At 71.4% G+C, this 12,456-nt stretch carries 13 protein-coding genes; 8 read left to right on the top strand and 5 right to left on the bottom strand.

From position 1 onward, the window contains the following. Positions 1–52: 52 nt before the first annotated feature. Genes ASF40_RS11870 through ASF40_RS11855 form a run of 4 tightly spaced genes read left to right on the top strand, consistent with a single transcriptional unit; the run spans position 53 to position 3,479 of the window. Positions 53–574: a hypothetical protein gene (locus tag ASF40_RS11870; protein ID WP_157549644.1), complete on the top strand. Its 522-nt coding sequence runs from the start codon at positions 53–55 to the stop codon at positions 572–574. A 35-nt stretch (positions 575–609) separates the two neighbouring features. Further along, positions 610–2,028: a ferredoxin reductase family protein gene (locus ASF40_RS11865; RefSeq protein WP_082497022.1), complete on the top strand. Its 1,419-nt coding sequence runs from the start codon at positions 610–612 to the stop codon at positions 2,026–2,028. Positions 2,029–2,058: 30 nt separating this feature from the next. Next, positions 2,059–2,625: an FMN-binding protein gene (locus tag ASF40_RS11860; RefSeq protein ID WP_056369263.1), complete on the top strand. Its 567-nt coding sequence runs from the start codon at positions 2,059–2,061 to the stop codon at positions 2,623–2,625. Next, the gene (locus tag ASF40_RS11855) at positions 2,622–3,479 is read left to right on the top strand and encodes an FAD:protein FMN transferase (RefSeq protein ID WP_082497021.1); all 858 of its coding nucleotides are present in this window, start codon (positions 2,622–2,624) and stop codon (positions 3,477–3,479) included. The genes ASF40_RS11860 and ASF40_RS11855 overlap by 4 nt, the downstream gene beginning before the upstream one ends. On the opposite strand, the gene ASF40_RS11850 is transcribed toward ASF40_RS11855, so the two are convergent. The 4 genes from ASF40_RS11850 to ASF40_RS11835 all read right to left on the bottom strand — a co-directional run bounded on the left by ASF40_RS11850 (position 3,410) and on the right by ASF40_RS11835 (position 8,400). Further along, positions 3,410–3,754: a DUF2200 domain-containing protein gene (locus ASF40_RS11850; protein WP_056369261.1), complete on the bottom strand. Its 345-nt coding sequence runs from the start codon at positions 3,752–3,754 to the stop codon at positions 3,410–3,412. The genes ASF40_RS11855 and ASF40_RS11850 overlap by 70 nt on opposite strands. A gap of 264 nt (positions 3,755–4,018) precedes the next feature. After that, a complete protein-coding gene (locus ASF40_RS11845; RefSeq protein ID WP_056369259.1) occupies positions 4,019–4,978 on the bottom strand; it encodes an NAD(P)-dependent alcohol dehydrogenase in 960 nt (319 codons plus the stop codon). Positions 4,979–5,049: 71 nt separating this feature from the next. Beyond that, complete coding sequence (locus ASF40_RS11840) at positions 5,050–7,068, bottom strand: acyltransferase family protein (protein ID WP_235560216.1); 2,019 nt, start codon at positions 7,066–7,068, stop codon at positions 5,050–5,052. A gap of 123 nt (positions 7,069–7,191) precedes the next feature. Continuing rightward, complete coding sequence (locus tag ASF40_RS11835; RefSeq protein ID WP_056369255.1) at positions 7,192–8,400, bottom strand: MFS transporter; 1,209 nt, start codon at positions 8,398–8,400, stop codon at positions 7,192–7,194. Positions 8,401–8,560: 160 nt separating this feature from the next. Between ASF40_RS11835 and ASF40_RS11830 the strand changes: the two genes are divergently transcribed. Then, the gene (locus ASF40_RS11830) at positions 8,561–10,063 is read left to right on the top strand and encodes a SulP family inorganic anion transporter (RefSeq protein WP_056369253.1); all 1,503 of its coding nucleotides are present in this window, start codon (positions 8,561–8,563) and stop codon (positions 10,061–10,063) included. Positions 10,064–10,070: 7 nt separating this feature from the next. On the opposite strand, the gene ASF40_RS21125 is transcribed toward ASF40_RS11830, so the two are convergent. After that, entirely contained in the window at positions 10,071–10,208 is a 138-nt protein-coding gene (locus tag ASF40_RS21125; RefSeq protein WP_200919484.1) for a hypothetical protein, read from the bottom strand. A gap of 146 nt (positions 10,209–10,354) precedes the next feature. On the opposite strand from ASF40_RS21125, the gene msrB reads away from it, so the two are divergent. From msrB to ASF40_RS11815, 3 genes are all read left to right on the top strand, one after another. Beyond that, positions 10,355–10,822 carry a peptide-methionine (R)-S-oxide reductase MsrB gene (gene msrB / locus ASF40_RS11825; protein WP_056369251.1) on the top strand — a complete coding sequence of 156 codons (468 nt, stop codon included), beginning with the start codon at positions 10,355–10,357 and terminating at the stop codon, positions 10,820–10,822. Then, entirely contained in the window at positions 10,819–11,373 is a 555-nt protein-coding gene (msrA, locus tag ASF40_RS11820) for a peptide-methionine (S)-S-oxide reductase MsrA (RefSeq protein WP_056369249.1), read from the top strand. Before msrB ends, msrA begins: the two co-directional genes overlap by 4 nt. Positions 11,374–11,507: 134 nt before the next feature. Beyond that, on the top strand, positions 11,508–12,455 hold the full coding sequence (locus tag ASF40_RS11815; protein ID WP_056369248.1) for a hypothetical protein: 948 nt from the start codon (positions 11,508–11,510) through the stop codon (positions 12,453–12,455). Position 12,456: the final 1 nt, after the last annotated feature.

The raw sequence follows: 12,456 nt of genomic DNA, 5'->3' as shown, positions 1-12,456 counted from the left end.
AGATCGACCGACTCTTTGAGCATTCTTGGAACCGCGGCGGGACAGTGTGGTCATGTCCGACAGCACCCCTGAGAAGCCCGCCGGCACGCCCGACGAGGCCGCACCCACCGAGCCGGTCACGCCCGAGCCCGCCCCTCCCGCACCTGCGGCGCCCACCCCGCCGGCGACACCCCTCCCGCCACAGCCCCCCGTCGCGTCTGCGCCCGCCGCGCACGAGCCGGCCCACGCCGCTCCGGCCGTTCCGGCCGAAGCGACCGCCCCCGCACCCGATGAGGAGAAGGCGCCGTTCCTGCGGCGCACGTGGGTCAAGGTCACCGGCGCCGCGGTCGCCGCCGTCCTGCTCCTCGGCGTCGGCTTCGGCACCGGTTGGGCGGCGGGCAGCTCTCGCGGACCCGCCGGCGGCCCGGTCGGCTGGAACCAGGACGGCAACGCGCCGGGCCGGCCCGGAGACGGGTCCGGGCAGCGCGGCGGCCCCGACGACGGCTGGCAGAACGGCGGTCCCGGTCAGGGCGACCCGCGCGGCGACGACTCCGGCGACGACTCCGACTCCGGCACCGATTCCGACGGGTCCTGACCCTTCCCCACCCACCCGAATCCTGAGGAGCAGTCATGGCGACGATCGCGTCACCGACCGCACCGGTCGGCCTGCGGCATCCGGCCGTCTCGACGGGCCCGCGCCGTGCGGCCGCGTGGAATGCGGGCGCGATCGTCGTCATCTGGCTGACGAGCCTGTTCGTGGCGGCGCTGTGGGTGTCGGGCGGCGGAGTCGACGCGGTCCTTGGAGGCGGCGCGGAGGCGCTCAACGCGGTCGGGCGCCTGTGCGGCCTGGTCGCGGCGAACCTCCTGCTGTACCAGGTGCTGCTCATGGCGCGGGTGCCGCTGTTCGAGCGGGGATTCGGTCGCGACGGCATCACGAGGATGCACCGCGTCGTCGGATTCTGGTCGTTCTGGCTCATGCTCGCGCACATCGCGCTGCTCGTCGCAGGCTACGCTGCGGTCGCACAGATCAACCCGTTCGTGCAGCTGTGGGAGTTCGTGTGGGACTACCCCGGCATGCTGCTCGCGACGGCGGGCGCCGTGCTCATCGTGCTCGTCGCGGTCACGTCGATCCGGCGGGCACGGCGCCGGCTGCGGTACGAGTCGTGGCACCTGCTCCACCTGTACGGGTATGTCGGCGTCGGCATCGCGCTGCCGCACCAGCTGTGGGCCGGCGCCGACTTCACGGCGTCCGCGTGGGCGACCGTCTACTGGTGGACCCTGTGGGCGCTCGCGGCCGCCGCCGTGGTCGTGTTCCGGCTCGGCGTCCCGGCGGTGCGGTCGTGGCGGCACGGTCTGCGGGTCGCCGCCGTCGAAGCCGACGGGTCGGGCGGTGTGACAGTGCGGATGAGCGGACGCCGGCTCGATCGCCTCGCCCCACGCGGCGGCCAGTTCTTCGTCTGGCGCTTCCTCGACGGCGCGGGGTGGTCGCGCGGCCATCCGCTCTCCCTCTCCGCGGCACCCCGCGGCGACGAGCTCGCCATCTCGGCACGGATCGTCGGGGACGGCACCGCGCGGCTCGCCACGCTGCGCCCCGGCACGCGGGTGCTCATCGAGGGTCCGTACGGCCGGATGACCGGAGAGGAGCGCCGCGGGCGCAAGCTGCTCCTGGTCGGCGCCGGCGCAGGGGTGGCCCCACTCGTGTCGCTGCTCGAGTCCGAGCCCTACGCCCCGGGCGAGGCGACGCTCGTCACCCGCGATTCGACCCCTCACGCCGCGCTGCGAGGCGCCGCCATCGCCGCGCTCGTGCGTGATCGCGGGGTGCGGCACGTTCGGCTCGACGGGCCGCGCGCGTCGTCCGCGACGCCGTGGCTGCCCGCGTCGCACGCCGCATGGAACGGCGCCCAGGCCCTCCGCCACCTCGCGCCCGACCTCGCCGAGTACGACGTGTTCGTCTGCGGTCCGCAGCCGTGGATGGATGCCGTCACCCGCGACCTGCGTGCGGCCGGCGTCGCACCGGCCCGCATCCACACCGAGTCCTTCACGATCTGAGGCCGTCATGCACCGTTCCAGGAGTCCGCGATGAAGAAGATCGTCTACGCCGTCCTCGCCACCGTCAGCGGCCTGGTGCTGCTGTTCAGCTACCGGACCTCGCACATCGACGCGATCCAACCGGTCGCCGCAGACACCGCGAGCACCTCGTCGAGCTCATCCGGCTCGTCCGGCTCGTCCGGCTCGACGGGCAGCGAAACCGACAACGGCACTCAGACCGGCAGCGGCGCCCAGACCGACGCGAGCTCGAGCGACTCGAGCGATCCGGCCTCCGGGGCGACGGACTCGGACGCGGGCGCCGGGTCGTCGACCGGACTCTCCGACGGCACCTACACCGGCTCTTCGGCGAACACCCGCTTCGGCCCGGTCCAGGTGCAGATCACGGTCTCGGGCGGGCAGATCACCGACGTCCAGGTCCCGGAGTACCCGTCGGGCAACCCTCGCGACCGCCAGATCAACCAGCGCGCACTGCCGGTGCTCGTCGCCGAGACCACCGCCGCCCAGTCCTCCGACATCGACATGGTGTCGGGCGCGACGTACACCAGCCAGGGCTACCTGCAGTCGCTGCAGAGCGCGATCGACCAGGCCCGGGCATGAGACGTCCGCCCCGGCACGTGGAGGTCGCCGACATCATGGGCACGGCGATCAGCGTGCACGTGATCGGTGACGTCGACTCTCACGTGTTCGTCGCCGCCACCGCCGCCCTCTTCGACGAGCTGCGCCTCGTGGATCGGGTGTTCTCGCCGTATCGCGACGACTCCGACCTGCTGCGCGTGGCGCGCGGCGAGCTCGCGATGGTGGATGCCTCGCCCTGGGTCGCCGAGGTCGCCCAGGCATGCGCGCAGGCAGAGTCCGACACCGGCGGCCTGTTCACCGCGACGTGGGCCGGGGTGTTCGATCCGACCGGGTACGTCAAAGGATGGGCCGCGGAGCGGACCGCCCGCGCGCACCTCGCCCCGCTGCTCGAGTGCCCGGGCGTGATCGCCGCGGGGATCAACGCGGGCGGCGACCTCCAGCTGTTCACCGCGCCGGGAGCGGACTGGACCTGGAACGTCGCGATCGTCGATCCCTTCGACCGCACCCGGATGCTCGCCACCGTGCCCGTGCGCGATGGAGCCGTCGCGACCTCGGGGAGCGCGGAGCGCGGCGCGCACATCATCGATCCGCGATCCGGCCGCGCGGCGACGGGAGCCGCGTCGGCGACGGTGGTGTCGGCAAGCCTCGCCCACGCCGATGTCTGGGCCACCGCGGCTGTCGTGGCCGGATCCGACGACCTCGGGTGGATCGGACGCGCGGGCCCGACGACCGGCCTGATCGTCGACGACGCCGGGCGCGTCCGCCGTTGGCTCGACGGCGTCGAGGTGGGCGTCGACCCGGTCGATCAGCCGGCGCGGAGGATCTTCTCCATCGACTTGCCGCGGGCGAGTTCGTCGACGAGCTTGTCGAGGTAGCGGATCTTCTGCATCAGCGGGTCCTCGATCTCCTCGACGCGCATGCCGCAGATGACGCCCGTGATGAGCGAGGCGTTCGGGTTGAGGTCGGCGTCCGCGAAGAAGTCCTCGAAGGTCGTGTGCTCGTCGATGTGCTGCTTCAGCTCCGCGTCGTCGAATCCCGTGAGCCACTCGATGACCTCGTCGAGCTCCGCGGTCGTGCGTCCCTTCTTCTCGACCTTCGTGACGTAGAGCGGGTAGACCGAGGCGAAGCTGATCGTGAAGATCCGGTGCATGCCGACAGGCTAATGCCGGACGGATGCCTCGGCACCCGGCATCCGGAGGCCCCGACGAAGAAGACGGTCCCGGTGGGTTGCCCTCCCACCGGGACCATCACGCGTCGACGGGAGACGGTACGGCGACCCGAACGCCGAAGCTCGACCGCAACGCGTTGAACTGCTTGTGTTGCTCCGCCAGGTTATGCATCGACACCCGGATCCGTCTGCCCGTTGACATGCTCCGCGCCGGACTGATAACCGCAGCCTGGCGCCCCTGAGAGGTCACTCCCCGCGCACCGCCACCACGACCTTGCCGAGGGCATGGCCCTCGCCGTGCCACGCGAGCGCCTCGGGCACCTGGTCGAGCGGGAACACGCGATCGATGTGCACCTGCATCTCTCCCGCCGCGCAGCGTTCGGCGACCGGCACGAACGCAGAGGGCCCTTGGCGCACGAAGAGCACACCCAGGTGCCTGCGGGTGAGGACCCCGAGAAGCGCGCCGGCGGTCAGCATCCGTATCAGCGTCCTCGCCGTTCCGCCCACCATCACGCACCGGCCGCCCTTCGCGAGCGCGCGGGCGTAGGCGAACACCGAACGGCGGGCGACCAGGTCGACGATGAGGTCGTACGGCCCGTGCCGGGTGAAGTCGTCGCGGCGGTAGTCGATCACCTCGTCCGCACCGAGTGCGCGAAGGAAGTCGAGCTTGCCCGCGTTGTCGACCGCGGTCACCTGCACGCCCTGCTGGACCGCGAGCTGGATCGCGAGGCTCCCCGAGCCTCCGCCGGCGCCGTTGAGCAGCATCCGTGCTCCCGGCTTCGCCAGCGCGACGGCATGGGTCGCGATCGCCGCCGCCTGCGGAAGAGCGGCCGCCTCGGTGAACGACAGCTCGGCGGGCTTCGGAGCGAGCATCGACTCGGGCACGGCGACGAACTCGGCGAACCCGCCATAGCGGGGCATGATGTCGCCGAACACCGCGTCGCCGACCGCGAAGCGGGTCGCGCCGTCGCCGACGGCGGCAATCCGGCCGGCGATGTCGGAGCCGAGGATCCCCCGGCGGGGACGGAGCAGTCCGCCGAGCCGGGCATAGGCGGGACTGCCGTGCAGCCCTTCCCAGTCCGACAGATTGATCGACGTCGCGACGACCTCCACGAGCACCTCGCCGGCGCCGGGCACCGGCCGGGGGACGTCGCGCAGCTCGAGCCGCTCGGGCGACCCGTATCGCTCATACACGACCGCGCGCATGTCCCCCATCGTTCCCGGCGCGAGGGGCCGCGCGCAACGGCCGTCCTGCCGGCGGCTGGGGGTCGCGCCGATCAGCCGCCGGAAGCGGGGGGCAGCAGCGGCTGCAGCGCCCGGCCGAGCACGCCGGCCAAGTCGCCGCTGATGGCGGCGGTGAGGTGGTGCGAGTCGCGGTACACGAGGGTGTTGCCGATGATCGGCGGGCAGGCGTCGGCGTCGCAGAGGTACTCGTTGAGATCGACGAGCGGGATGCCGCGCTCCGCGGCCGCGGCCGCCTCGCCCTCACGCGCGGGCCCCTCGAGCGCGACACTCCGCGGTTGCGCGCAGGCCGCGGCGTCGGAGAGATGCGCCGACAGGCAGGGCGCCGGATCCTCCCGCATGTCGGGGGTGTCTGCCATCATCGCGACGGGCGCGTCGATCGCGTCGAGCGTGCGGCCGAACGCCGCCGCCCACGTCTCGGCGTCGTCGTCGACGCCCGGGGCGAGCTCGGGGTCGGTGTACGTGGCCACGAGCACCAGGGCGGGCGGCGAGGCGTTGATGCGGTCGATCACGGCATCGCGCCATTCGGGGCACTGCGGGTACGGTGCACCCCGGCGCAGCGACGCGATGTCGGCGACGGGGCAGGAGCTCTTCGTGTGCACCTCGACGGAGTACCCCGCCGGTCTCGCGAAGCCCTCGAGCGCCGGGAACCACTGCGCGGCGTGCGAGTCGCCGAAGAGCACGATGCGTGGCGCCGCGGGATCCCCGTAGACGCAGCCCTCGGCGTCCATCGAGGCGATGCCCAGCATGCAGCCGTCGTCGTAGACCTCGGGAAGACTGTCGCGCGCGTCCCGCAGCGCGGGCGCGAGGTTGTCGGGCACGAAGTCGGTGCCGCGCGGAGCGTCGGCGATGACGGTGCTCGACGCCGCGCGCTCGGCGTGCAGCGACCGGGTGTCTGCCACCGCATACGCGGCGCTGGCGAGCCCCAGGCACGCTAGCGAGCCGGCCAGCGCGCCCACCAGCGTGACGCGGGCCCGCCGCTTCGTGAGCAGCGGCGTCCGGCGCACCGGATCCTCCACGAACCGGTACAGCAGCCACGCCGCGGGCACGCACGCGATGGCGATGCCGAGCGTCGTCCACAGCGGCTGCTCCCCCGGAAGCGCGGTTCCGGCAAGCACGAGTGCCGGCCAATGCACGAGGTACAGCGAGTACGAGATCGTTCCAAGGAAGACCATGCCCCGGGCCGACAGCATCCGTGTCGGTCCGCGGCGCGACTCGCCCGCCGCGATCACGGCAGCCGTGCCGAGCACAGGGAGCGCGGCCGCCGCGCCCGGGAAGAGCGTCTCGGACGAGAAGAGGAAGACGGATGCCGCCATCGCCGCGATGCCCGCCCAGCCCAGGGGTGCCGCCCATCGCTCCCCCACGATCCCGGGCCGCCGCTGCAGCAGCACGGCGACGAGTCCCCCGACGCCGAGCTCCCACGCGCGCGAGGGGAGCGAGAAGAACGCCCACGGCTGCGCGGCGAACGTGAGCCACACGCAGAGCGCGAACGACGCGGCCACCACCGCCATGAGCACACCCACGAGCGCTCGTCGCGACCGGACCAGCACCCACACCAGCGCGAGCAGCACCGGCCACAGGAGATAGAACTGCTCCTCGACGCCGAGCGACCAGTAGTGCTGGAACAGCGACGGGTTCGATGACTCGGCGAGGTAGTCGGAGTTCGCGGAGGCGAAGAAGTAGTTCGGCACGTACAGCGCCGTGGCGACGGCCGCCGCCCAGAGGTCCTTCATAAGCAGCGGCGGGTACCAGATGAGCGCGGCGGCCACCGAGAGCGCGAGCACGACGAACGACGCCGGGAGGATCCGACGCGCACGTCGCGCGTAGAACTCCCCGAATCTCAGCGTGCCGTGGCTCTCGAGCTGTCCCAGGAGGTGGGACGTGATGAGGAAGCCCGAGATGACGAAGAACACGTCCACTCCGACGTAGCCGCCCGGCAGGAACGGCAGGCCCGCGTGATAGAGCAGGACAGACCCGACTGCGATCGCACGCAGTCCTTGGATATCGGCGCGAAAGCCCGAGTGGTCGGGCTGGGCGCGGGCTCGGTCCACCACTCGAGCGACTCTAGGTCGGCGAGGTGAACAGCTGACACCCCCTTGACGGGACCGCGGCAGCACTCCACCATCCGGCCACGGATGCCTCGGCCCGCGGCATCCGCTGTTCCCTCATTGCACGCGTCACGGCGTCGGCCGCAGCCACGCCACCGCCAGGAGCACGGCCGTCGCGATCAGGGCGAGCACCGCCACCGCGACGCCGTCCCATCCCGCCGCGACGAACACGAGGCCCAACGCCCAGCCGAACAGACTGGAGCCGCCGTAATAGCCGAGGTAGTACAGCGACGAGGCCTGCGCCCTCGCGTCCGGGGTGCTCGCGACCGGCGCCCAGCCCGACGCGACGGCGTGCGCGGCGAAGAAGCCGGCGGTGAAGACGAGGAGGCCCGCCAGGACGACGTGGACGGCCGGCACGAGCGTGAGGGCCGCTCCCGCCGCCATCACGGTGCTCGAGACCAGCAGCACAGGGAGGCGCCCGAAGCGCGACGCGAGCGTTCCCGCGACCGGCGACGCGACCGTGCCGGCGAGGTACGCGAGGAACAGCAGGCTGACCGCCCAGTGCGGCATCGAGTACGGCGGCTCGGCGAGCGCGAAGCCGAGGTAGTTGTAGAGCGCGACGAAGCCGCCCATCAACAGGAATCCCTGCGCGTAGAGCGCGAGCTGCCGCCGCGACCGCAGGTTCTCTGTCAGCCGGTGCAGCAGCGACGACCCAGGGTGCGGGCGATGCCGCAGCGCGATGAATCCGCGCGCCTTCGGCACCAGCATCAGGAACGCGACCGCCGAGACCGCGCACACGACGGCCACGACGAGGACCCCGATCTCCCAGCCTGCGAAGTCGCCGACCGGTCCCGCCACGATCCGGCCCGCGAGCCCGCCGATCGTCGTGCCGGCGATGTAGCTGCCCGCGGCGGCCGCCGTGTGCGCAGCATCCACCTCCTCGCTCAGGTAGGCGAGCGCGATCGCCGGAACCGCGCCGAGACCCACACCCTCGAGCAGGCGCAGCGCGAGCAGCGTGCCGAAGTCCGGACTGAACGGGGCGAGCAGGCCGAACACCGTCGCGGCGATGATTCCGACCGTCATCGCGGGGATCCTGCCCACGCGGTCGGCAACGGCCGACCAAGGAATGACCGTGACGGCGAGCGCGAGCGTCGTCACCGACACCGTGAGCGCCGCGGTCGCGGGCGGGACGGCGAACTCGGCGGCGATCAGCGGCAGCACCGCCTGCGGCGAGTACAGCTGCGCGAACGTCGCGACGCCGGCGAAGAACAGTCCCGCGATGAGCCGGCGGTACGCCCGATCACCGGGCAGATGCCCTGTGAACACGGAGGCCGACATCGGTCTCCACGTTACTCTGCGCGACCGACGGGGAGACCCCTGAGATCGCTGGCGTCGTCGGGTGCGCGGCTAGAGTCGAAGGGCCGCGCGGGTCGCGGCATCCCTCCCCTCATCCACCCCGTGCGGGCGCAACGGTGCGCGCGAAACCCGAGGAGCGCCCGTGTCCGCCGTCGCCGATTCCGCCGATCGCTACCGCAGCGAGCCGACCGTGCTGCAGGCGCTGAGGCGCCCTCGCCTCGTCACCCGCGAGGTCATCGCCGGCCTCGTCGTCGCGCTCGCCCTCATCCCCGAGGCGATCGCGTTCTCGGTCGTCGCGGGCGTCGACCCGCGGGTGGGACTGTTCTCATCGTTCGTGCTCGCCGTCGTCATCGCGTTCACCGGCGGGCGCCCGGCGATGATCACGGCCGCCGCGGGCGCGGTCGCGCTGGTGATCGCACCCGTCGCGCGCGAGTACGGCTCGGACTACCTCATCGTCACGATCGCACTGGCCGGCCTCATCCAGGTGCTGTTCGCGGTGCTGGGCGTCGCCCGGCTCATGAGGTTCATCCCCCGCAGCGTCATGGTCGGCTTCGTGAACGCCCTCGCGATCCTGATCTTCCTGTCGCAGGTGCCGCAGCTCGTCGACGTGCCCTGGGCGGTGTACGTGCTCGTCGCCGCCGGTCTCGGCATCCTGTTCGTCTGGCCGCGCATCACGCGCGCGATCCCCGCACCGCTCATCGCGATCGCGGTGCTGACGGTGGTCGTCGTGGTGTTCGGCCTCTCGGCGGTGCCGAACGTCGCCGACCAGGGCGAGCTGCCCCGGAGCCTTCCGGAGCTCCTCATCCCGAACGTCCCGCTGACGTGGGAGACGCTGCAGATCGTCGCGCCCTACGCGTTCGCCGCCGCGCTGGTGGGGCTCCTCGAGTCGCTGATGACCGCGAAGCTCGTCGACGACATCACCGACACCCACTCGCGCAAGACCCGTGAGGCGTGGGGACTCGGCGTCGCCAACATCGCCTCGGCGTTCTTCGGCGGCACCGGCGGCTGCGCGATGATCGGCCAGACGATGATCAACGTGAAGACGTCCGGCGGTCGCACGCGGATCTCGACGTTCATGGCGGGCGTGTGGGTGCTGATCCTGGTCGTCGCTCTGGGCGACATCGTCGGGCTCATCCCGATGGCCGCGCTCGTCGCCGTGATGATCGTGGTGTCGGTCATGACGTTCGACTGGCACAGCATCCGTCCGTCGACGCTGAAGCGGATGCCGCTCAGCGAGACCCTCGTCATGCTCGTCACCGTCGTGGCCACGGTGTGGACGCACAATCTCGCCGTCGGCGTGATCCTCGGCGTGCTCGCCGCCATGGTGCTGTTCGCCCGCCGCGTCGCGCACTTCACGACCGTGACGCGCGAGGTCGACGGCGACACCGCCCGCTACCGCGTGGACGGCGAGCTCTTCTTCGCCTCGAGCAACGACCTCACCACGCAGTTCGAGTACGCCGCCGACCCGCCCCACGTCGTCATCGACCTCTCGCGCACCCACGTCTGGGACGCCTCGACGGTCGCCGCCCTCGACGCCATCGTCACGAAGTACGAGGCGCGCGGAACGACCGTCGAGCTGCACGGGATGACGGATGCTGCGGCGCGCTTCCACCGCCGCCTCAGCGGCGAGCTCGGCTCGGCCTGAGCCCGGTTCAGATGCCGACGACCTCGATGGGGCAGCCCGCGACGCGGGCCGAGGCGATGCGCCGATCCCCGGTGAGAAGAGTCCCACCGAGCCGCTCGGCGAGCGCGACGTAGCCGGCGTCGTAGGTCGAAAGGTCAGGATGCATTCGTTTCCCGATCGCCCGCATTCGATCGCAGCTGGGGGCGTGCAACGGAACTCACGGCGCGCTCCCAGGTTCGCGGGACCAAAACCCGTGAGGCATCCGTTCTCCTCTGTGACGCCGCAGCCAGCCGCGTCGAACCTGGAGGAATCGTGAGCAACGAGTACCGCAAGACCGCCGAGGCGCTGAGCCGCCTCACCGACACCCAGTACCGCGTCACGCAGGAGGAGGGCACTGAGCCCGCCTTCCGCAACGCCTACTGGAACAACCACGAGCCCGGCATCTACGTCGACGTCGTCTCGGGCCAGCCGCTCTTCTCGTCGACCGACAAGTACGACAGCGGAACCGGATGGCCGAGCTTCACCAAGCCGATCGAGCCCGACGCCGTCTCGACCAAGAAGGACTGGAAGCTGCTCCTGCCGCGCACCGAGGTGCGCTCGTCGGGCGCCGACAGCCATCTGGGGCACGTCTTCCCGGACGGCCCACGCCAGGCGGGAGGCCTGAGATACTGCATGAATTCGGCCGCACTGCGCTTCGTGCCCGCCTCGTCGCTCGAGGACGAGGGCTACGGCGCCTACCGACACCTCTTCACCACCGAGAACCAGGAGCACGCATCATGACCAGCGGTCCCTTCGACACCGGCGAGATCACCCGCACCCCCGGCACCGAGACGGCGGTCCTCGCCGGCGGCTGTTTCTGGGGCATGGAGGACCTCATCCGCCGCCAGCCCGGCGTGCTCGACACCCGTGTCGGCTACACCGGAGGCGAGAACGCGCACGCGACCTACCGCAAGCACCCCGGTCACGCGGAGGCGGTCGAGATCGTCTTCGACCCCACGAAGACCTCGTACCGCGACATCCTTGCGTTCTTCTTCCAGATCCACGACCCGTCTACCCTGAACCGTCAGGGCAACGACATCGGCTCGAGCTACCGCTCCGCGATCTTCCCGCTCTCCCCCGAGCAGGCCGAGGTCGCGCGCGACACCATCGCAGACGTCGACGCGTCGGGTCTCTGGCCCGGCAAGGCCGTCACCACGATCGAGCCCGAGGGCCCGTTCTGGGAGGCCGAGCCCGAGCACCAGGACTACCTGATCCGCATCCCCAACGGCTATACGTGCCATTTCCCGCGGGCCGGCTGGGTGCTTCCCAAGCGCGCCGGCGCCACGGCGTAATCAAGACGAGAAACGGATGCCGCGACCGGCCGGGTCGCGGCATCCGTTTATCCGTCGGGGTATCACGAGGTGCGTGAGCGCTCTCCTCACAGCATGCGGCGCAACCCGCGCCGCGAGGCCAAGGGAGAGCGATCGTGGCTGATGCGACGCTGCCGGCGCCACCCACCGTCGGCATCAAGATCCCCGAGGGCAGGTCGTGGATCGCCCTCGAGATCGGACGGATGCGGGAGGCTGCGCGTTCACGCGCGGCCGCACGCAAGAGAGCGACTTCGCGGAAGAAGCCGATCGGGCTCCTCCACGTCGACGACGCGCAGTTCCAGAAGGCGGCCCTGATCGTCGCCGTGAGCGCCCCGCAGCAGTTCGGCAGGCTGGACGAGATCATCCTGCGCGGCCGTTTCGTCCTGCGCGGTGAAGACGTCGCCACGCTCGACGAACTCGTGCACGAAGCGGTGAGAATCGCCGCGATCGGCCTCGACGGACCGGGCCCACACACCTCGGAGCTCACCGCGCTGAACGGCCGCATCATCTACGCGGCAGACTTCCTCCAGCGCAGAGAGGGCGAGATCGCCCGCCGACGGTACGCGCGAGGCCTGCTCGGCGGCGTCACGATGACGTTCTTCCTCCTCCTGCTCATCGGCGCGGGCGGCGTGGCGGTCATCACGCTGTGGCGCCATGGGCCGATGCCGGCGGACCAGAGCGAGGCTCTGCGCGATGTGCTGGTCGCCGTCGGAGCAGGCGCGGCGGGCGCCTGCGTGAGCGTCATGCTGCGCATGCACCGGATGCACAATCTGACAATCGAGTCGGCCGCCCGGGGTGCGGCGATCTACCGCATCTTCCTCGGCTGGTTCTTCGCCGCGGCCGTGGTGTTCTTCTTGAAGAGCGGCCTGCTCGCGGGCATCTTCACCGTCCCCGATGATCACATCGCGAGCTGGTTCTTCTGGGGCGCCGTCGGATTCCTGGCAGGGTTCAACGAACGATGGGCGACGAACCTCATCTCGCGCGGTCCGGGCAGCACGGCGGAGGGCGCCCACGGCCACTCGGCGCAGGACGCGCCCGACGCCGCGAAGCCGCCGACCGCCTGAA

The organism is Microbacterium sp. Leaf288 (genome assembly GCF_001422925.1).
In the GTDB taxonomy this organism is placed as follows: Bacteria; Actinomycetota; Actinomycetes; order Actinomycetales; family Microbacteriaceae; genus Microbacterium.
This window is presented reverse-complemented; position numbering and strand designations above follow the sequence as displayed.

Coding starts and splice junctions, on each gene's coding strand:
- ASF40_RS11860 (WP_056369263.1), top strand. CDS start 2,059: ATGAAGAAGATCGTCTACGCCGTCCTCGCCACCGTCAGCGGCCTGGTG.
- ASF40_RS11850 (WP_056369261.1), bottom strand. CDS start 3,754: ATGCACCGGATCTTCACGATCAGCTTCGCCTCGGTCTACCCGCTCTAC.
- ASF40_RS11835 (WP_056369255.1), bottom strand. CDS start 8,400: ATGTCGGCCTCCGTGTTCACAGGGCATCTGCCCGGTGATCGGGCGTAC.
- ASF40_RS11845 (WP_056369259.1), bottom strand. CDS start 4,978: ATGCGCGCGGTCGTGTATGAGCGATACGGGTCGCCCGAGCGGCTCGAG.
- msrA (WP_056369249.1), top strand. CDS start 10,819: ATGACCAGCGGTCCCTTCGACACCGGCGAGATCACCCGCACCCCCGGC.
- ASF40_RS11870 (WP_157549644.1), top strand. CDS start 53: ATGTCCGACAGCACCCCTGAGAAGCCCGCCGGCACGCCCGACGAGGCC.
- ASF40_RS21125 (WP_200919484.1), bottom strand. CDS start 10,208: ATGCATCCTGACCTTTCGACCTACGACGCCGGCTACGTCGCGCTCGCC.
- ASF40_RS11865 (WP_082497022.1), top strand. CDS start 610: ATGGCGACGATCGCGTCACCGACCGCACCGGTCGGCCTGCGGCATCCG.
- ASF40_RS11855 (WP_082497021.1), top strand. CDS start 2,622: ATGAGACGTCCGCCCCGGCACGTGGAGGTCGCCGACATCATGGGCACG.